This window comes from Hallella mizrahii, from assembly GCF_009695775.1.
Classification (GTDB): domain Bacteria; phylum Bacteroidota; class Bacteroidia; order Bacteroidales; family Bacteroidaceae; genus Prevotella; species Prevotella mizrahii.
Map to the genome: position 1 here is coordinate 133,890 of NZ_VUNG01000001.1, position 21,234 is coordinate 155,123.

The following is a 21,234-nucleotide window of genomic DNA, read 5'->3' on the forward strand; positions in this document are numbered from 1 at the left end:
TGCGCTTCTTTCAATCAGAATGGAAGAAATCTCCCATTGGGAATGGAAGAAATTATGTTCTCTTCTTGACCCTGCCTTGCTTTCAGAGTTGGAGGAAGGTATCTTCGCACAGCTTCCTTGCAATGGTCTTCTCCATATGATTTTCGAAAATAATAAATAGAAACGCTGAAATATATTTGCGATTCCGAATAATTATCCTTAACTTTGCTAACATAACTAAAAACTTAAGAAAAATCGTAGCTATGAGGTTTAGGCTTATCTTGGAAGTTGATCGTGCACAAGGAGACTTGCTTCCCCTCAGCTACCAGTATGAGCAGTCGGCTGTAATCTATAAGATACTCAGCAGGAGCGACCGGGATTATTCCTCCTGGCTGCACGACAATGGTTTCAAATTGGAGCGTGGCAAGCGTTTCAAACTCTTCTGCTATTCCCGACTGATCCCCGACAAGTATCGCATAGTGCCCAAGGCGGGGTGCATGAATCTCATCGGCAATCGAGCTGAGTGGGCCATCAGCTTCCTGCCGGAGAAGAGCACTACCCTATTCGTGCAAGGTCTCTTTGCTGACCAGCACTTCACCCTTGGCAACAAAGATTATCGGGTAGACTTCCATGTAGCCAATGTAGAGCTGTTGCCTTCTGTCCCGCTTGAGCCTACCATGGAGTGGGAGGCGCAGTCGCCCGTCTGTGTCAAGGAGCATGCTGGTGGCCGTACCATCTTCCTCTCGCCAGAAGCACCTAACTATGCAGAGGCAATTCTCCGAGGTCTTCTTTCTCGCTATGAATCGCTCCACGGTCACCCCTATAACGGCGACACCGCTGGCTTCCAGTTCGAGTTGTTGAGCCCGCGCCCCAAGTCCGCCCTCATCACTATTAAGGCCGGTACTCCGCAACAAACCCGCATCCGCGGCTATCGCTATCGCTTCCGACTGACGGCACCGGCAGAGCTGATGCATATAGCCAGCGAGGGAGGTATAGGCGAGGAATGCTCACAGGGATTCGGGTATATAGAACCTTTAAAATAAAACGAATATGATCAAAGAAATCATAAATTTCACACGAGACCTTTTAGCGGATATTCCTGATATTAGGCATTGGAATGCTAAACCTGATAAGGGTTTGCATGTCTTTATCAATATAGACGAAAACGGTCGGTGGGTTAATAAGGAACTAAAAGAGGGGGTAGACTATACCTACTATGATGGAGAAAACGATGAGATAAAATTGTGGGATGATTGTATCCGTTATCAAGAAGCCACGACATATATCTCTATGAATAAAGTAAAGAAGTTTGACCCTAAACAGAAAATACATTCCTGCTCACCATTCGCAATTGCATATAACTTTAAATTCAACGAAGCCGATAAAAACACTCTGAATATCCCCGTTCTAAAGAAGGCCGAAAAACCAAGTATAGATGATATTCAAAAAAATGAAGCACTCATTCGTGAAAAAAAATATGAGGTCGTTTATAGCCGGTTGAACGATTACAAAAAGAATAGTATAGCTGTTTATGGCTTAAATTTTAAAGAAGCATCAAGTGAATTGTTTCCAGAGCCTTCGTATAAATATAAGAGTCAGATAAATGGCTTCTTCAGAATATTCCCTGAAGTGATGACTGCAATAAAGAATATAGAGGAATACAACTCGCTTAAAGATAAGGATTATCTCCATATCTATTTGCGCAGTATCCCTATAGAAGAGCAGGAAAAGCAATACCGTCATTATTTAGAACAAGAGATATTCAGTGGTGATGTACTCTCAAATAAGGCATATGGAACTGCTGGATTTTTCACAGCATATAGCCAAAAGAAAATTTTTATGAGACATCAGACAGGGTGTCAGATAGGAGGTGTGAGTCTGCGCGTTTCTACTGAAGACGCCATGCTTTTATTTGAATTCATGAAATTACTCCATCACAAATGCTTTCCTAATCCACTTCCAATTGTTGTGGATCAAAAAGAAATTAATAAAGCTATAGCCAAGATATATAATGAAAGCGGGGAGAAAATGTCTACAAGGCAAATTCTTACTCAGCTCTTCCAAAAGAAAAATATAAAATATCTTTCTGATTTTTACTTATTAAATTTAAAGAATACAATGTCGGGATATGTAATCAACGACTTTGACTTTGTATCCCTTTTTAGATTTGGATTAGTCCCAACTATCCGCATATTCAATCTTATGGAAGCAGGTTACTATGTCAATGATAAGATGAATAAAGATCCAGACATACAGATTCAAACGATTTTCGACTTTGAAAAGATCGCTGTCAGAACTATATTCAACAACTCACTCGTACGTATCAAAGATGACACTTATGTAACTCACTATTTTGACGATTTAGATCCTAAATATGTTCCAGGTGGAAATATGATGGTAGATCTCATATACAAATACCGTATGTGTATCTACGAGTATATTTACAAGTCTAAGACAGGTGGCATCACTCGCAATATGATTGATGACATGCTGCTCACATCCATAAAAACGAACATCCTTAACGACAAAATTAAGGGACGCACAGAATGGAACAACCCGATAAAGACAAAGCTGAACTTGTGGTTCAGTCTCTATGATTTCTTCTCTAACAATAAAGAAAATGCAATGACATCAAGAATCAAAGAACTTAAAACGAAGCTCTACGAAGTCTCTTTAGGCGAGGCTGACTTAGAAACTCAGGAAGAATTTGCCTTTGCAGCAGGTCAATTAATATCCTATCTTATAGATAGAAGTGCTGCAAGCAACAAGACTTATGCTCTTTTGGAACCTTATCTACAGAAGAGTAAGATCTCTATGCTTCAGACATCATTGTCTCAGTCCATAGCTACCTATAAGCATGATATACGTGTGGTACATAAGGGGCGATTTGAAAACATAGCCGCACAAGCGCTTACCTTCGCACCAGATGGAGAAATGAAGCCATTGCTAAGATACCTTCTGGCAGGTTGCTTCTCTCCATGTGTCATCTATGAAAAGAAAGAACAGACAACAGGAAACAAAGAATAAAAATAACAAAAATGGCAGAATTTAAGAATCGTGTTTTTGGCTGCGCTATTATAAAAGCCATCAACTCCAACTACAATGCAGACTTCTCCGGCCAACCCCGTACGTTACCTAGCGGTGTCGTTTACGCCACCGACAAGGCTTTCAAGTATACGGTAAAGAATTATCTGAAGGATGTTTATCCAGAGGAACATATCTTCTATTTCAAGTCTCTGAATGAAAGCCTGAACCCTAGATCATTGGATGAGCGGTATAAACTCATCTTCGGTGAATATCCAAAGGCTAAAGGAAAAAAGGACAACATTGTCAAAACGGAGGTTGCAAAAAATCTTCTCTCTTGTCTTGACGTGCGCTGCTTTGGCGCCACATTTGCGGGTGCAACGAATATCTCTGTCCATGGACCAGTTCAGGTAAATCACGGAGTAAATATCTGGAAGGAGAACAACATTTATACTGAGCAGATCATATCTCCTTTCAGTAATAAGGCAGATGATGCCGATGCGGAAAAAGGAAATACGACTATTGGCCGCCAATCCAAATTGGAGGAGGGGCATTATCTGCATCATTTCTCCATTAATCCAGGCAACTTGTCGGAGCTCGCTTACATTATTGGGGAAGAGGCCAGAACACTGAATACCGATGATATCAACAAGTTGAAGGAAGGACTGCGCCGGGGAGCTACATGGTATGATTCAGCTTCCAAAGCCGGATGCGAGAATGAGATGTTAGTATGGGTTCAGCTGAAGGAAGATTCCAAGAAGGTATTCCCGAGCTTTGCTACATTGATACATCTTATGGATGAAAAGAAAGAAGGAAAGTATGTATATGACTTCGCATCCTTAAAGTCCTTATTGGAAGAAAATGCTGCAGATATAGAAAAGGTAGAAATTTATTTGGATAAATCTGCCTGTGATATCATCAACCTTCCCCAAAATGTAAATTTAACGCAATACGACATTTAAAATATGGATTCAGATCAAAAACTTATATCTTTTGATTTGAAGGCAGAAATGGGTTTCTTTAAGAAGCCGGATATCAATGATGGTATCTATCTGACTTATAATATGCTGCATAAACCGGCATTGCTAGGTATTTTAGGTGCCATCATTGGTTTGAAAGGTTATGAAAAGGAAGGGATCATGCCGGAGTATTATAGCCGTTTGGAACATCTAAAAATAGCGATTCAACCATTGGATAGTGACAAGGGAAACTTCCAGAAGGGAACCATCAGCTATAATAATACCACTGGCTTTGCCAGTACCGAAGCAGGAGGAAACCTTATTATAACTGAGCAGGTATTGCTTCACCCAGCTTTCCGGTGCTTTCTGCGTTTAAATCTAGAGAACGAGACAGAGAAAAAGCTATATGATCATCTTTGGAGTTATCAGTCAGAATACATCCCCTATATGGGGAAAAATGAGTTTGGAGCCTGGTGGAATAACACTAAGATATATTCCGATGTAAATCCTTTTGGCTTTGACAGAGTTTATAGTATAGCATCCCTCTTCATGAAGAACGAGGCTGTCAGCCAATATGTGGCCAAGTCACTTTCGCTGGTTGGCATGGGACATGAGGAACCTGTATTTCTGTATTTTGAACGACTGCCGATAGGTTTTGATACTACTTTGCATCAGTACAAATATGGAGACTTCGTATATTCTAATGCTACCTTTAAAGCTGATATGAAACTGGAAGGGATAGGCGAATTTTATGATATTGGCAATGATACTATAATACAATTGCGATGAACAATTATTGCGAAGATTATTTCAGAAAGCTTATACCGGATTCCGACAGATATTATGCCCATCTGTCGGACCAGAAGAATACATGCCCTGAACTTCTTCCGGAACATCTTACGTTGACAGTATTGTATGCGAAAAAGATAGTAAAACAAAAAGGTCTTGACGAGGTTATCAGTCATCTCATAAAAGAACTAGCAGGTAGTAATGTAGATAATAGAAAGAATCTGCTCATTCATGAAATGTTTTGGGAAGCAATCGCATTTCATGACTTGGGTAAGCTAAATGCGGAATTCCAGCATTCTAAAATGCATAACTATCAAAATCTGTTGAAAGTCAGACATCATTTTGGCTCTGAGCATTCTATTATTAGTGCTTATCTGTATCTATCCATCACATTTCATAAAATTTTGGAAGGTCACTTTAATGATGAGGATGTGCTGTATCTATGTAATATAGCCCTATACATGAGTTATCCTATTATTCGTCATCACAGTGCCCGATTAGGTAAGTGCCAGGACGATGAGATATGGTGCAATGAAAAACTATTTGATTTGAAACCATACCTTTCTCTAATCAATCTGTCCATATCAGAAGATGAGACTAATTTCTTTCATAGGAATTTTTTGTCAAATGCCAATTTTAATGCGTTGTTTGACTGGTATGATAGTGACTGTGGCGTAATCCGAGATTATGGATTTCCTCTTTATGCTCTTGTGCGTTTATGCTATTCTCTGTTAACAGCATCGGATTATTTGGCTACGGCTCACTATATGAATGCTTGGAAAGATACTGATATAAACGTCGGTATAATCCAGGATGCCTTGCGAAATAAGATTACCATGCAAGCCAGACAGAGTAAGGAATATAATGAGCAGGTATTTCAACTTCTTGAATGCGGAGATTTTGTTCCAGATAAACTTCTGGAGAAGAGTAATGACAATCTCAATAAGCTGCGAACGAATCTTGCATATGATGCCCTTGTCAAAGTAAGAGAGAATCCTAGTAAGTACTTGTACTATTTAGAAGCCCCAACTGGAAGTGGAAAAACTAATGTGTCAATGCTTGTATTATCACAACTTCTGTCTTGTGACCATAGTTTAAACAATGTATTCTATGTTTTCCCTTTCACCACGCTGATAGACCAGACTTTACAATCTCTACAAACAACGTTGAACTTACAAAATGAAGAGATCGCTGCCATCCACTCTAAGTCCCCGATAAATGAAAATCATGATGATAATCAGTATCTGAACTATTTGGACCAACTGTTTCTTAATTTCCCGGTGACATTGCTCTCCCATGTCAAGTTCTTCAATATCCTTACGACCAACGAAAAGGAGGACAACTATCTGCTTCATAGAATCGCTAACTCCATTATTATTATGGATGAACTGCAATCTTATCCACCTGCTATGTGGGATAAGATGATGTTCTTTATATCACGCTATGCTACCTATTTCAATATCCGTTTCATACTGATGTCGGCTACATTGCCCAAGATTGGCAATTTGTTAGTGCATAATCAAGAAGACTTCGTGTATCTCGTTGACAACAAAAAGAAATATTTTTGCAACCCTAATTTCTGTGGACGGGTAAAATTCGATTATACGCTATTGTCATGGGAACAGCCGGATGAAGATACTAAGGATAATTATCTAAATGAGTTGTATGATGTCGTGGAAAACAAATCTGGAGATTATGCACGATGCAATACTATCAACAGAGATAGCGTTTTCACGATTATTGAATTTATAGGCAAACGGACTGCTAGCAGATTTCTATCTATTGCTAATCAGAGCAATGAATTTTTCGATAGCATTCTGCTGCTTTCCGGAACAATATTAGAACCACGCCGAAAGCAAATTATTCAAGCATTAAAGTCAAATGATTATCGTAGAAAAAAAATATTGCTTGTCACAACACAAGTCATAGAGGCTGGAGTTGATATTGACATGGATCTCGGGTTTAAAGACTGCTCGCTTATTGACAGTGAGGAACAGCTTGCAGGCCGTATTAACAGAAATGTCAGAAAGAATAATTGCAAGCTCTATCTTTTCAATTGTGATGCAGAGAAGAACTTATATGGAAAAGATGAACGGTATGCAGTAATGGCAAAGAACAAGGACAATTCTGTCTATGAAGAAATACTGAGGGATAAGGATTTCGATAGATTGTATAATATTATCATCCGTGATATCCAAAAACAGCGTAGTTCTCACTTTCAGCAGAATATCAATGATCTGTATGATGATATCAGATGCCTAAATTTTCCGAGAGTTGCAGATTCAATAAAATTGATTGATCAGCCAAGTGTTACTGTGTTTGTACCCTTAGCTATTAAAGCTGATTTGCTTGGAGATGTATATAGTATAGCAATATCATTTGGACTGAATGACGAGGATATAGTAGAAGGAGAGCGTGTGTGGGAATTTTATAAGAATAGGCTTATAAATCAAGAAAAGGATTTTATAACCAATAGAATCCAACTGAAACAGCTTCTTACTTTGATGAGCCAATTCTCTTTCTCTATTTTTCCAAAAGGTAAGGATTTCGAATCGTTGAGGACATTTGGCTATGAACAGTACGGCTTTTTTTATTTGGAGAATTATGAATCTGTGTATTCTTTTGAGAATGGTATTGATACCAACGTTCTGACGGAATCTAATTTCTTTTAAAGATGAAGATAACAGGTACCCTTATCAATTACTATTTTGTTTGTCACAGAGAACTTTGGCTCTTTGCCAACGGCATCAACATGGAGCAGGAATCCGACTTGGTCTATGAAGGAAAGCTCATCCATGAGGAGAGCTATCCGGAGCGGTCATCAAAATACGAGGAGGTAGCCATCGACGGCATCAAGGTGGACTATTACGATGCCAAAAATCATGTGATCCATGAAATCAAGAAATCAAACAAGGTGGACAGGGCACATGAATGGCAACTGAAATACTATATGTATATCTTCGAGCAACATGGCGTGACAGACGTTCGTGGCATTCTGGAGTACCCAGAAATGCGGAAGACCAAGGAGGTGATGCTTTCGGATGTCGACAGAGAGGAGATCTGCTTGATGATCGGCGAGATAGAGTCCATCATTCAGAAGGACGAATGTCCGCCACGGGTGAAGAAGGGACTCTGTCGCAACTGCAGTTATTTCGATTTTTGCTATTCCGAGGAACCTGATGAGGCTTCCGGAGGACTCTGACGACAAGGTTTCTTCGGCGCGATAATAATATTAGGAGGTGATAAAGATGAAGAGAAGTTTCTATCTGTTTAATCCGGGCATCATGGAGCGTAAGGACAATACGCTCAAGTATACACCTGTGAAAATTGACGACGACGGAACGGAACATCCCCAACCGCCACGCTATATCCCAGTGGAGGATGTGGCGGAGATGTATGTCTTCGGGAGTCTGAGAGCCAACAGTGCTCTCTACAACTTCTTGGGACAAAAAGACATTCCTGTACATTTCTTCGACTATTATGAAAATTATACCGGGAGTTTCATGCCGCGTGACGGACTACTCTCCGGACGAGCACTGCTTGCTCAGGCTAAGGTCTATCAGAATAAGAAGAAGCGTACCCTGCTGGCGGCCAAGTTTATCCAGGGGGCAGCTTGGAACATGGTGATGAACCTCAACTACTATCACCGGCGAGGCAAGGACTTGGGCTCAACCATCGACGGCATCAAAGCATTGGCCAAGACTCTATCATCGGCCGCTGACGTGGAAGAGGTAATGGGCATTGAGGGAAATATCCGCAAACTGTATTATGATGCCTTTGATGTCATCCTTGACGATTACAAGATGGGCGCGCGTACCAAGCAACCACCGCAGAACGAGGTCAACGCGCTCATCTCTTTCGGCAATATGATGTGCTATACGGAGACGCTCCGGGCTATCCATCAGACGCAACTCAATCCTACTATCTCCTTTCTGCACACGCCAGGCGAGCGCCGCTATTCGCTCTGTCTTGACATCTCTGAGATCTTCAAGCCCATCATCGTTGACAGGGTCATCTTCAAGGTACTCAACAAACATGCGCTGGGTCCACAGCACTTTGACCGCAAGCTCAATTCGTGCTTGCTCAATCAGAAGGGCAAGCTCATCTATGTCAAGGCTATGGAAGACCGGTACAACGAGACCTTCCGTCATCGCTCTCTCGGCCGCAACGTGAGTTACAAGCATCTCATCAAATTGGAGTGCTATAAGCTGTTAAAAGACATCCTTGGCATTGAAGAGTACAAGCCCTTTAAGATGTACTGGTAGAGAAGCTATATATAATAATGTGTAGAGACTATAAAAAAGGAGAAGCTCATGTATGTGATATTGGTATATGATGTAGCCCAGATGCGGGTAGGAAAGATGCTGAAACTGTGCAGAAAGTATCTCTGCTGGATACAGAACTCGGTATTTGAAGGTGAGTTGTCAGAAGCCAAACTGCGGGAACTAAAATCGCAAATCGGTAGCATCATTGACGCAGATACCGACAGCGTGATAATATTTACGAATAAGATGAGTTATAATATGGACAAAGAGATCCTTGGTAAGGAACGGATGTCGACAGATAACTTCTTATAAAAGTTGTCGATGTCTACCATAGTCCGAGAATTAAGGCTCAAGAACCTTATTCTTTTGCTCTTTGACATATTGAAACAGTATTAGATAAAGGTGTTGTCGTACCCCCAGTATTTTTATATTATTCCACATCGACATATTTTTCCCGATATTTTTCGTATCTTTGCATTCGGAAACCCGAGAAAATAGGGGCTTCAGCCTCATATGTCGATGTGGGTCTTAATCGAACCTTTATGGAATTGAAATACGCTCTCAATCGTACCAAAAGCATTGGTGTTCCAGTCTTAATCGAACCTTTATGGAATTGAAATAGGAGTTGGCACTGCCTACCACGGACATGGAGATCGTCTTAATCGAACCTTTATGGAATTGAAATGAAGGCAAAGGATGCTTCTGAGCAGCCGGAAGAAGTCTTAATCGAACCTTTATGGAATTGAAATTTTCCCGAAGTATGCGCGCTGGATAAGTTGAAGAGTCTTAATCGAACCTTTATGGAATTGAAATATGTTTGGCCGAAGATGGAACATACGCTCCATGGCGTCTTAATCGAACCTTTATGGAATTGAAATGGATTGGTGAGATCGACAACAGCGTCCGTGCCAATGTCTTAATCGAACCTTTATGGAATTGAAATGAACAAAGGCTTTAACCTGACGTATGACGGCACCGTCTTAATCGAACCTTTATGGAATTGAAATTGTGTGATGTCGATGTTTCGGGTACCGTTCAGTTTGTCTTAATCGAACCTTTATGGAATTGAAATGGTAATGCCCGCTCTGTCCGGACAGGTGGACCCAGTCTTAATCGAACCTTTATGGAATTGAAATAAGATGGGGAAATCGGTAAGGTTGATGTGGATGAGTCTTAATCGAACCTTTATGGAATTGAAATTATCTACCGCTTGCAGGACAATGGAGCGAACTTCAAGGTCTTAATCGAACCTTTATGGAATTGAAATTTCCTGACACGAATAGCGATGGCACGTCGGCCAATGTCTTAATCGAACCTTTATGGAATTGAAATGCTATCTGCATACATGGCATTTCTCTGTGAAAGGTGTCTTAATCGAACCTTTATGGAATTGAAATTCCCTTGCGAGGCTATCGCCGCTCCTGCCGACGATAAGGTCTTAATCGAACCTTTATGGAATTGAAATGTGGAAGCGTTGATGTCATCATTAGTCCGCTTGGGTCTTAATCGAACCTTTATGGAATTGAAATGTTTTAACTCGTTTTCGTTGTCGCGCCAGTCGATGTCTTAATCGAACCTTTATGGAATTGAAATGTGGAACAAAATACAATGGCATGGGATTAGGCCTTGTCTTAATCGAACCTTTATGGAATTGAAATAACAATACAATTAAATAAACAAATAAAACATATTGTCTTAATCGAACCTTTATGGAATTGAAATGAATTTGCAGATGATAACGGGCGGTAAGTGGGAAGTCTTAATCGAACCTTTATGGAATTGAAATTAATAAAGACGTTATCGGTGGCACAGCCGAGGTTGTCTTAATCGAACCTTTATGGAATTGAAATGACGTAACGAGTTACGATTTTACGAGCAGTTACCCCACGTCTTAATCGAACCTTTATGGAATTGAAATGGTGGGGACAGATTTATAACTTTTCAAGAATTAGGTCTTAATCGAACCTTTATGGAATTGAAATAGTTTCTAAAAATGGAGAATGTATTATCCATGTGGTCTTAATCGAACCTTTATGGAATTGAAATTTAAAGAACACATAGCAGAAAATAACGGGCGAGTGTCTTAATCGAACCTTTATGGAATTGAAATATCGCAAGCTCGAAGCCAAAGGTCTTGGTACCGTCCGTCTTAATCGAACCTTTATGGAATTGAAATTGACAAAGGGAGAGATGGACGCTATCGAGAGCATGTCTTAATCGAACCTTTATGGAATTGAAATTTGGATAATATTTTGGAGAAAAAAGCCGATTATAAGTCTTAATCGAACCTTTATGGAATTGAAATATCTAACGAAGTCGGGGAAATAGTGCGAAATTATTGTCTTAATCGAACCTTTATGGAATTGAAATTTAACAACACGCTTGCAAAACTGCAAAGTATGTTGTCTTAATCGAACCTTTATGGAATTGAAATTCGTCGAGGTTGTCGAGAAACTCCCGCTGTGCCTGTCTTAATCGAACCTTTATGGAATTGAAATTCCCTTGCTGGCTTCCAAATAGATTTCCGTGTAGGTCTTAATCGAACCTTTATGGAATTGAAATGCGCATTGAAGTAGGCATTATTATCATTCATTTATAGTCTTAATCGAACCTTTATGGAATTGAAATGGGTTAACCAGAATTTGCGCGTTGAACTGTAGGGGTCTTAATCGAACCTTTATGGAATTGAAATGAGCCCCGCATCACAGAAAAGAGAAAGACTACGCGCCGTCTTAATCGAACCTTTATGGAATTGAAATTCGTTGAGTGCCAGCCCGGTGCCATGCTGGATGCCCCGTCTTAATCGAACCTTTATGGAATTGAAATAGTGGATGAAGGTAGCGTCGAAGTCGTTGCCCTTAGTCTTAATCGAACCTTTATGGAATTGAAATGACGTGACAAGTTATGATTTTACGAGCAGTTACCCAAGTCTTAATCGAACCTTTATGGAATTGAAATGACAAAGAGAAAATCGAAACATTGGAGAAATACAATGTCTTAATCGAACCTTTATGGAATTGAAATAAGTTAAGAGCAGACATTTTTTCCTGCCATTGTCTATGTCTTAATCGAACCTTTATGGAATTGAAATAAAGGCTGATACTCAGGAAGCGAGGGTGGAGACGGGTCTTAATCGAACCTTTATGGAATTGAAATCCGCTAAGCGTAGATGTTGTTTTCACATTCGAACCGTCTTAATCGAACCTTTATGGAATTGAAATAGACCACCAACACTCGCAAATTTAGAAGAGCCATGTCTTAATCGAACCTTTATGGAATTGAAATAGATTACGGTACAAGATTGACTTTATAGGGAGCCGGTCTTAATCGAACCTTTATGGAATTGAAATTACTCACGCACACGGGGCGAGATGGTGCGCAACAGAGTCTTAATCGAACCTTTATGGAATTGAAATACGGAAAAATATGTCTATGTAGCCATACCTAAATCGGGTCTTAATCGAACCTTTATGGAATTGAAATAGGCAAAGTTCGAGCAAGTGAATGGCCGCACTGCGTCTTAATCGAACCTTTATGGAATTGAAATGTTAGTAGCGGATAGGAGCACTTGTAAGCGCAGTGTCTTAATCGAACCTTTATGGAATTGAAATAGGCAAAGCTCGAGCAAGCGGATGGCTGCACTGCCGTCTTAATCGAACCTTTATGGAATTGAAATTCTTTAATTAGCCAGTAGCAGTCGCAAAAATACGTAGTCTTAATCGAACCTTTATGGAATTGAAATTAGAGATAGTCGCCGAGTGCCGAGAGTTCCACAGGTCTTAATCGAACCTTTATGGAATTGAAATACACGTTCTGCGGTTGTGGTTCCATAGTCGTGGAGTCTTAATCGAACCTTTATGGAATTGAAATGCGTTGCGGTCTTCCAAGAGGAAGAACACAACCTGGTCTTAATCGAACCTTTATGGAATTGAAATAATGGTATTGATTGTTTGGGCGCAATACGTGAACGTCTTAATCGAACCTTTATGGAATTGAAATGTTCGTTTGGGATAATAGAGATCATAATACGCTTTGTCTTAATCGAACCTTTATGGAATTGAAATAGGCCTCGTCCATCAGGAGGATGTTCCGCTCCGTCAGTCTTAATCGAACCTTTATGGAATTGAAACACTAAAAAAGGCATTGCCCCCATCTCCGAGGACAACACCTTTTAATGATATACACCACCAATCACGCCAAAAGATAATGAGGGTGGCCTACTCCATTTCTCTGATGAGAGAGTCTGGGATAAGATAAGATAAGCTATTTAATCTACTTCCTCGTCAGCCTCGTAACCGCCCATCTCACGGATGGCGTTCTTGAGCATAGTGTACTGCTCAAAGAGGTTGTTGACAGCTTCCTCGCCCTGAGTGTAGTCGTGCATAGGACTCTTGAGGAAGAAGCTCAGGAAACGCTGAATGCCATAGCGACCGGCACGGTGAGCCAGGTCAGAGAGCAGCGTCAGGTCGAGAAGCAAAGGTGCGGCAAGGATGGAGTCGCGGCAGAGGAAGTTGATCTTGATTTGCATAGGATAGCCCATCCACCCGAAGATATCGAGGTTGTCCCATCCTTCCTTGTTGTCGTTGCGTGGAGGATAATAGTTGATGCGCACCTTATGATAGATGTTGCCATAGAGGTCGGGCTGGTCATCCTTGCGCAAGATGGTCTCAAGGGTAGAGAGCTTGCTGACCTCCTTAGTGTGGAAGTTGGCCGGCTCGTCGAGCACAAGACCGTCGCGGTTGCCGAGAATGTTGGTAGAGAACCAACCGCTGAGTCCGAGGTTACGCACTTTCAGGATTGGAGCAAAACCACTCTTGACAAGCGTCTGCCCGGTCTTAAAGTCCTTACCGGCGATGGGTAGTCTCTTTTCCTCGGCCAATTGCCACATGGCAGGGATGTCGACGGTGGTGTTGGGAGCACCCATGATAAACGGCGCATCCTCTTGCAGGGCTGCGTAGGCATAGCACATCGACGGGGCGATATGCTCCCGGTCGTCGGCTTTCATAGCAGCCACCAACGTGTCGAGCTTACCATGGATGGGCTCGTAGTAAGGAACATAGATCTCCGTGGAAGCAGCCCAGATAACCACGATGCGGGCGCAGTCGTTCTTAGCTTTGAAATCGCGGATGTCCTGACGGATCTGCTCCACCATATCCCAGCGGGTAGCGCAGTCCTTGACATTGTCGCCGTCGAGACGCTTGGCGTAGTTCTTGTCAAAAGCAGCCTTCATCGGCTTGATCAGCTCCAACTCATCACGCACCGGATCGATGTCTTTCTGCTTGAGCACCTCAGCATAGACAGCTGCCTGATAGGCATTCTGTGGATAGACATCCCAACAGCCGAAGACGATGTCATCGAGTTTGGTCAAAGAGACGATGTCACCATAATGGAGGTATTTCTTCTCCTTGCCACGCCCCACACGAATCTTGTCGTATTGTGTCATTGAGCCGATCGGCTTTGCCAGTCCTTTGCGTGCCATCAGCACACCCGTCATAAACGTAGTGGCCACGGCACCGCAGCCTACAACAAGGATACCCAGTCTGCCCTCAGCAGGCTTCACGATTTCTTTTTCCATTTCTTTTTAAAGAAGGTTATTAGCTTTGCAGCGGATTGTTTCAACATTTCAAAATCAGGTCACAAGCAAGCATTGAACCTGTATCTGTCTCTCCCCTTTGACCAAGACGCTGCAATTAAACAAGGCAAAGGAAAGAAAAGAATGTTGCAAATATACAAAGAATTAATAATAATAGCAACAATAATATTCTATTTCAATTCAATTTCTGACATTTACAACACAAAAAGAGATGTTTTAACAGTTTTTGCTACGCTTTATACGCTTTTCATACATCCATGCAGAGAGAAGACAAATAAGCACGAAATAATAAAGCCATACCTGCTTCTGATTGAATGACACGTCATCGACAGCAGCACCGGGTAGAGACGACATCCAACGTAGACCATGATTGAGCAAGAGTGTTGCCGACGACAACAGCCAGGAGAGCAGTTGGGAGACACACACAAGATGAGCCCATTGCAAAGGGAGGGACAGAAAGAAGAAAAACGACAGAAGCAAAAGGGGCATCGACAACAACGATACAAGCAGATTGGCAGGAAGAAAATAAACCGACAGATTGCCAAAGTAATAAACCACCAAAGGAGCTGTACCCAACTGGGCTATCACCGATGTACGCATTGTGGACCATAGCCACGCGACAACTCGATAACGGGGATACCACAGGCTCTCTACCATCGGCTCTATGACGACTAAAGACAAAACCGCCATAAAAGACAACTGGAAAGAGACATCCCAAAGACTGCCAGGATTCACCACAAGCACGATCACCGCCGCTAAGGACAGCGCGCTCAGCGATGCTCCTCTGCGATGAAGCAACAAAGCGATGCTGCCCATCGACAACATGATGGCAGCACGAACGACACTCACCGGCATGCCCACCAGCACGACAAAACACCACAGCGCCAACAACGTCAGCCAATAGCTGACCCAACGGTTGATGCGGAACAAGCCAAAAGTGAGCAACAAAATATTGAAGACGATAGACAGATGAAGACCGGACAACGCCAGGACATGGCTGGTACCCGTTTGGGAATAGACTCGCCGCAATGTCTTGGTAAGGCAACTCTTGTCGCCCAAGGTCATGGCGGCCAGCACGGCGTACTGCTCCCCTTGGATGCCCATACGACGGTATTGCCCCAGCAACTGCTCGCGCCACTTCCCTACTCTCAGCCTCACACGATCTACTCTTCCCAAACGGCGAAGTGGCAATACCACACGATGCCAGTCATAAGGGCTGATCAGCGACTGGACGCAATAGCCTTGAGAGAGCAACCAACGGCGTGAGTCGAAATGGCTGTTGACTGTTGCGCGATAGCCTTCACCGGGGCGTTGCAAGCGTGAGTAGAAAGCAATGCCATCACCAAGAGCCGGTGCAGCAACCGTCTCGCCGGACAGTGTATCACGAAGGAAAGAGAGGCGTGCCTTCATCGGATGACGCAATTGCTGTTCACCAACAGTTACAATCTGCGCGTCGGTTTGGATTACCTTACCATGCAGCTGTGGCATTCCTACAACAATTGCTTCACACGAGACTCTGCCCTCAGGCAAGGGTCTCGTCTGTATGTGTGCTTGACGACATTGAAGAAACGCACCAAACGCTACGGTCGACAGAATCAGACAAATGTCGCACAGCCATTTGTTACAACGATAGCCCACACAGGCAAGAACAAACAGCACACAGAAAATGACCGCCCACAGCTTCAAACCCACAGACATCCCTGCGCCATTGCCCACCATGATTCCCACCATGAGGGCAATGGCAACATAGATCATCGGTTGATGATAGTCGGTTCGTGGCATTTATCTATACTTGCCTCTCGTGCAGCATTCTATCTTACGTATCTTAATAGTCGGCTTAGCAGCCTTTTCCGTCAAGGCTACAAGCGGGACCACCCACATTGGGGTCATACTCCTTCAATCCCACATCCTCGGGCTTGAGTGTTACGGTGCCGTCCTCCAAGACGAAGGCGGGGATGCCAATGTCACCAATTTCCTTGGAATGGTCAAAAGCCGCACTCTTATCGCGCAAGTGCATGAAAGCACTCATATATCTGACGTTTTCGCCAATATCAATCACTTTGAAACGCTTGTCGCCCTTGACCTGCTCGTCTACATAAGCACAGTAGGGGCAGGTGGGCATACCATAAATCTTAATCATAGTTATTGTCCTTTCTTATGTTATGTGCTGCAAATATACGCATTTCTCTTTAAACAAGCAAAGGACTTGCAACTTTATTTTCGTGAGAACATCTTGTCCACGGCAAGCGCGATAGCACCGTCGCCTGTGACGTTGCAGGCTGTGCCGAAACTGTCCATGGCGATGTAGAGTGCAATCATCAGCGCCTGAGCATTGGCGTTGAAGCCAAGAATGCTCGCTAAAGGAGCTAACGCAGCCATGATGGCACCACCGGGCACACCGGGGGCTGCCACCATGACGATGGAAAGCATAAGGATGAAATAGAGGAAAAGGCCGAAGTCATGGGCGCGCCCTGTGAGCAGGCAGATGGTCAGGGCACAGGCCGTGATCTTCATCGCACTGCCACTGAGATGGATGGTGGCACAGAGCGGAACGACAAAACCGGCAATGGCATTGCTCACTCCGTTCTTCAGCGTACGCGCCAGCGTCACGGGAATGGTGGCTGCCGACGAACTCGTGCCTAAAGCCGTGAGATAGGCTGGCAGCATGGTGAGCAACAGACGGAAAGGATTGCGGCGAACGATAGCACCGGCAATACAGTACTGATAGACGAGGATGAAGACATGAAGCACAAGGATGACCAAGATGATCTGGGCAAAGACAAGCATGATCTTACCAGCCTGTCCATTATACGTCATATTGAGAAACACACCAAAGATATACAGCGGCAGGAAAGGAATGATGCCCTTTGCGATGGCCTTGTCAACGACATAGCGGAGATCGTCGAAGAGCCGCTTAGAGGTTTTCAAATCGCCATAGGCAATACCAAGACCGAAGAGAAACGAGAAGACGAGGCCGCTCATCACGTCGACCATCGGTGGAATGGTGATCGTGAAGTAAGGCGTCAGCTCCATGCTCTTGGCGATATGCGGCAGTCCGCCCGTAGTAGCAATCATCGATGGAAAGAGCCACGAACCGGTGCCATAAGCCAGCAGGGCAGCCAACACCGTGTCGGCATAGGCAATGACGACGGTGACAACCAACAGCTTACCCGCCCCTCGCCCGATATCAGCAATGGCAGGAGTGACCAGACCGATGATGATCAGGGGTATCATAAAACCAAGAAACTGGCTGAACAGACTGTTGAACGTGACAAAGACTCTCACGACCGATGACGGAAGGAACAGGCCGAAGACCACGCCCAAGACGATGGCGATGATCACTCGCGGCAACAAACCGATATTCTTTAATGCTTTCACTTGACGAATACTTTCTTAGTATAAAATCTCTCTTAGTGCAAAGTTACGTCAAATATTCCGTTCGTGCAAATCATCGACTCATTATTATATACACCTTATTATATATATAGCACATGCACTTCTGCCCATGGCAAAAAAGCGGAGGCCGTCCCCGCAGTTGATGGGGGACGGCCTCCAAGAGAGAGATTATGGATTTGCGACGATTTGTCCGTCAAAGAGATGTATGATGCGATGGGCCAGCTCGGCATCGTGGGCATTGTGGGTGACCATGACGATGGTGGCTCCGTCCTGGTTGAGTTCCGTGAGCAACTGCATCACCTCGGCACCGTTCTTCGAGTCGAGGTTACCGGTAGGCTCATCGGCGAGGATGAGCTTAGGACCGAAGACCACAGCACGGGCGATGGCCACGCGCTGCTGCTGACCGCCGGAGAGCTGGTGAGGGAAGTGCTTGGCGCGGTGGCTGATGTTCATGCGCTTCATCACCTCCTGCACCTTCTGCTTGCGCTCAGCCTTGGATATGCCGAGATAGGTAAGCGGCAGTTCTATGTTCTCCTCCACGTTGAGTTCGTCAATGAGGTTGAAACTCTGAAACACGAAGCCTATCTGTCCTTTGCGGATAGCCGTGCGCTCGTTCTCGTGGAGCCCCGACACTTCCTTGCCGTCGAGCCAGTACTGTCCCGACGTGGGGTCGTCGAGGAGTCCGAGGATGTTGAGCAGTGTGGACTTGCCACAGCCTGAAGGACCCATGATGGCGACAAACTCGCCGTCTTTCACTTCAAACGATACCTTGTCAAGGGCTATCGTCTCTACTTCTTCCGTGCGGAAGGTCTTGCTTAAATCTTGTACTTTTATCATAACTTCTTTCTTTTTATTATTCGTCTTTAAGGAATAGCACTGGGTTGCTGTTGACTACCTTGCGGGCGGAGAGCAGCATGATGGTGACCACGATGGCGAGTACCACTAAGCCGACAGCTAAGAAGAGCAGGGGCGAGAGCGCAATGCGGTCGGCAAAGAGTTGCAGCCATTTTCCGGAGATGACCCAAGAGAGGATGAGGCCTATGAGGACGGCAGGAACCGAAAGTTTCAGCACGTCGGTCACGAGCATGTGGAAGATGTCGCGGGCCGTGGCACCGTTGACCTTGCGGATAGCAATCTCCTTGCGGCGGCGGTTCACCTCGTCGGTGGTGTAGCCGATAAGTCCCATCAGGGCGATGACCAGCGCAGTGATACCCGTAACGAGCGTTCCCATGCGGAAGCCGTCGGTGCTCTGATACTGATTGACGACAAGGTCAGAGTAAGGCATTACCTTCACGTCGCGGTCGGGCAGTAGTTGCTTCAACTGCTGGCGGGCACGGTCGAGGTTGTCGGGCGTGAGGTCGGTGAACTTCGCAAGGATGTATTGAGCGTTGTTGTTGTCGTGGAAGAGCACGCTCGGACGGAGCTCACGCTCAAGCGAGGAGCCGAGGCTGACATCCTTATACACGCCGCAGATGGTAGAGAAAGGATGCAGGCTGTCGGTGTGCTCCGATACGCAGATGTGTTGTCCGACGACACTGCCCTGCTTGTGCGTGGTCGTGTGGAAGCGCTTCACAAACGACTCGCTGACCATCACCTCGCTCAGGTCGCTGTCGGCAGGCTCGGTGAAGTTGCGGCCCTCGACGACCTTGATGCCCATGAGCTTCAGATAGCCGTCGCCCACACTGTACTGGTCGGCAATGTTGAGGTATTCCGTGTCGTCGCCCGGCAGATAGATATTGTTTCCACTATGCCACCCAATCGGCAACGTGTAGGCTGTTGTCACCTGCTCGATGAAGGGTAGCGAGCGCAGCGACGTCACGGCCTGCTGCATCTGGTTGACAGGTGCTTTGTCCAAGGTGACGACGGCAAGACGGCTGTAGTCGTAGCCCATATCCTCGTGCGTCACCTCGCGGTACTGCTGTTGCACGACGGCAAGCAGGCTGAGCATGACGGTGACGACGAGAAACTCCACCGACAACATGATGAGTTTCCAGCGGCGGCGTGCCTCGTGCACACCACGGAAAGCAGCTGTCACCGGCACCTTATTATATATATAGCCCGGCACAAAACCACCGATGAAGATGATGAGCAGGCAGATGAGGGCGAGAATCCATGAGCCTCGGCTGAACAGCATCGTGCTGACGGGTGCGGAGATATAGCCCTCTATCGTTCCCTTGCAGGCAAAGATAAGGACTGCGGCCAAGAGGATGCCGATGAGCACATGCACCAGCGACTCACTGATCATGATGCTATAGATGGTGCGCCGTTCGCCGCCGAAGCACTTGCGGACAGCCATCTCACGGAAGCGGCTGACCACGTTGCCCATGACGATGAGCAAATAGTTGACCACCGTGGAGACCAGGAGAATGATGGCAAGCAGCGTCATGATCCAGCACATCGTCTTGACCTGCGGATTGGAGATGTAGTCTTCGGTGACCTGGGTGAAAGAATAGTTGAACTTCACGCCAGCTTTCTCAGCCTCGGCATAGTCGCTGTGCTGTGCCATCATCTTACTGACGTTAGGTTTCAGGTAGTCTATCGTAGCACCCTTCTTCAGTCTAATATAAGAAGAGAAGCGGTCGCCACCCACCCAACGGTCTGTGATTTCGAAATCTAAATACTTGTTGATAGTAGGCAGTGATGTAATGACATCGATGCCGTGCAGTTTAGAGTTGTACGGGAAGTCCTCATAGACACCGCCAATGATGAGCTTAAAATCGTAGTCGCGCAGCTCGAACGCTTTGCCCACTACATTGCCACCGATGCGATCAGCCATGGATCGGCTTATCACACAGTTATAAGGGCGACTGAGGCTCTCCTTGAGGTTGCCCTGCACGGTTGCCCGTGGAAAAACGTCGAAGAGACAGCTGTCAGCAGCGTCTACCTCGTCGATCGTGAACGGCCGTCCGTCGACGGTCGTCTTCACATCGCTGAGCATGAACGAATAGCGTGTGGCTGCCTCCACCTGCGGGGATATGGCCTTGATGCCCGGTGCAACGGCTCCCGAGGTGGACGACCACTCGTTGTACTGCCCGTTCTGCACGACATCCTCGTTGATGGCGTAGGTGCGCTCGTGCCCAGGAAACCAGGTGTCGAAGGTCTGCTCGAAATAGACTTCACCAATCAGCACCGCCGACACGGCAAGACCAAAGCCCAAGCAAACAATCTTTGCCAGATTGTGCTGACCGCGTCGTGGCAAATTCTTAATGGCGCTAAAAATTTGATTCAT

The 21,234-nt window shown here is 44.8% G+C and carries 14 protein-coding genes and 1 CRISPR repeat array; of the genes, 8 read left to right on the top strand and 6 right to left on the bottom strand.

Going from position 1 to position 21,234, the window contains the following annotated elements:
• Nucleotides 1-242: 242 nt before the first annotated feature.
• Genes cas6 through cas2 form a run of 8 tightly spaced genes read left to right on the top strand, consistent with a single transcriptional unit; the run spans nucleotide 243 to nucleotide 9,328 of the window.
• Nucleotides 243-1,022 carry a CRISPR-associated endoribonuclease Cas6 gene (gene cas6, locus FYJ73_RS00530; RefSeq protein ID WP_154532529.1) on the top strand — a complete coding sequence of 260 codons (780 nt, stop codon included), beginning with the start codon at nucleotides 243-245 and terminating at the stop codon, nucleotides 1,020-1,022.
• A gap of 7 nt (nucleotides 1,023-1,029) precedes the next feature.
• The gene (locus FYJ73_RS00535) at nucleotides 1,030-3,006 is read left to right on the top strand and encodes a hypothetical protein (protein ID WP_154532531.1); all 1,977 of its coding nucleotides are present in this window, start codon (nucleotides 1,030-1,032) and stop codon (nucleotides 3,004-3,006) included.
• An 11-nt stretch (nucleotides 3,007-3,017) separates the two neighbouring features.
• Complete coding sequence (locus tag FYJ73_RS00540; protein ID WP_154532533.1) at nucleotides 3,018-3,965, top strand: type I CRISPR-associated protein Cas7; 948 nt, start codon at nucleotides 3,018-3,020, stop codon at nucleotides 3,963-3,965.
• Nucleotides 3,966-3,968: 3 nt separating this feature from the next.
• Complete coding sequence (gene cas5b, locus FYJ73_RS00545; protein ID WP_154532535.1) at nucleotides 3,969-4,751, top strand: type I-B CRISPR-associated protein Cas5b; 783 nt, start codon at nucleotides 3,969-3,971, stop codon at nucleotides 4,749-4,751.
• The gene (cas3, locus tag FYJ73_RS00550; RefSeq protein WP_154532537.1) at nucleotides 4,748-7,423 is read left to right on the top strand and encodes a CRISPR-associated helicase Cas3'; all 2,676 of its coding nucleotides are present in this window, start codon (nucleotides 4,748-4,750) and stop codon (nucleotides 7,421-7,423) included. Before cas5b ends, cas3 begins: the two co-directional genes overlap by 4 nt.
• Before the next feature lie 2 nt (nucleotides 7,424-7,425).
• The gene (cas4, locus tag FYJ73_RS00555; RefSeq protein ID WP_154532539.1) at nucleotides 7,426-7,953 is read left to right on the top strand and encodes a CRISPR-associated protein Cas4; all 528 of its coding nucleotides are present in this window, start codon (nucleotides 7,426-7,428) and stop codon (nucleotides 7,951-7,953) included.
• Nucleotides 7,954-7,999: 46 nt separating this feature from the next.
• A complete protein-coding gene (gene cas1b / locus FYJ73_RS00560) occupies nucleotides 8,000-9,016 on the top strand; it encodes a type I-B CRISPR-associated endonuclease Cas1b (protein WP_154532541.1) in 1,017 nt (338 codons plus the stop codon).
• 48 nt (nucleotides 9,017-9,064) lie between these two features.
• Nucleotides 9,065-9,328, top strand: a complete 264-nt coding sequence (cas2, locus tag FYJ73_RS00565; protein ID WP_154532543.1) for a CRISPR-associated endonuclease Cas2 — start codon at nucleotides 9,065-9,067, stop codon at nucleotides 9,326-9,328.
• Nucleotides 9,329-9,541: 213 nt separating this feature from the next.
• Nucleotides 9,542-13,146: direct repeats of the CRISPR family, unit length 30 nt; unit sequence GTCTTAATCGAACCTTTATGGAATTGAAAT.
• Between the two features lie 137 nt (nucleotides 13,147-13,283).
• Here the strand turns inward: cas2 and FYJ73_RS00570 are convergent.
• The 6 genes from FYJ73_RS00570 to FYJ73_RS00595 form a co-directional block, all read right to left on the bottom strand.
• Nucleotides 13,284-14,591 (bottom strand): inositol-3-phosphate synthase, encoded by a 1,308-nt coding sequence (locus FYJ73_RS00570; protein WP_154532545.1) that lies wholly within the window; start codon nucleotides 14,589-14,591, stop codon nucleotides 13,284-13,286.
• 234 nt (nucleotides 14,592-14,825) lie between these two features.
• The gene (locus FYJ73_RS00575) at nucleotides 14,826-16,391 is read right to left on the bottom strand and encodes a ComEC/Rec2 family competence protein (RefSeq protein ID WP_154532547.1); all 1,566 of its coding nucleotides are present in this window, start codon (nucleotides 16,389-16,391) and stop codon (nucleotides 14,826-14,828) included.
• A 55-nt stretch (nucleotides 16,392-16,446) separates the two neighbouring features.
• The gene (locus FYJ73_RS00580; RefSeq protein WP_154532549.1) at nucleotides 16,447-16,749 is read right to left on the bottom strand and encodes a thioredoxin fold domain-containing protein; all 303 of its coding nucleotides are present in this window, start codon (nucleotides 16,747-16,749) and stop codon (nucleotides 16,447-16,449) included.
• A 74-nt stretch (nucleotides 16,750-16,823) separates the two neighbouring features.
• Complete coding sequence (locus FYJ73_RS00585; RefSeq protein ID WP_336509559.1) at nucleotides 16,824-17,987, bottom strand: dicarboxylate/amino acid:cation symporter; 1,164 nt, start codon at nucleotides 17,985-17,987, stop codon at nucleotides 16,824-16,826.
• Between the two features lie 186 nt (nucleotides 17,988-18,173).
• The gene (locus tag FYJ73_RS00590; protein ID WP_154532551.1) at nucleotides 18,174-18,842 is read right to left on the bottom strand and encodes an ABC transporter ATP-binding protein; all 669 of its coding nucleotides are present in this window, start codon (nucleotides 18,840-18,842) and stop codon (nucleotides 18,174-18,176) included.
• A 16-nt stretch (nucleotides 18,843-18,858) separates the two neighbouring features.
• Nucleotides 18,859-21,234 (bottom strand): ABC transporter permease, encoded by a 2,376-nt coding sequence (locus FYJ73_RS00595; protein ID WP_154532553.1) that lies wholly within the window; start codon nucleotides 21,232-21,234, stop codon nucleotides 18,859-18,861.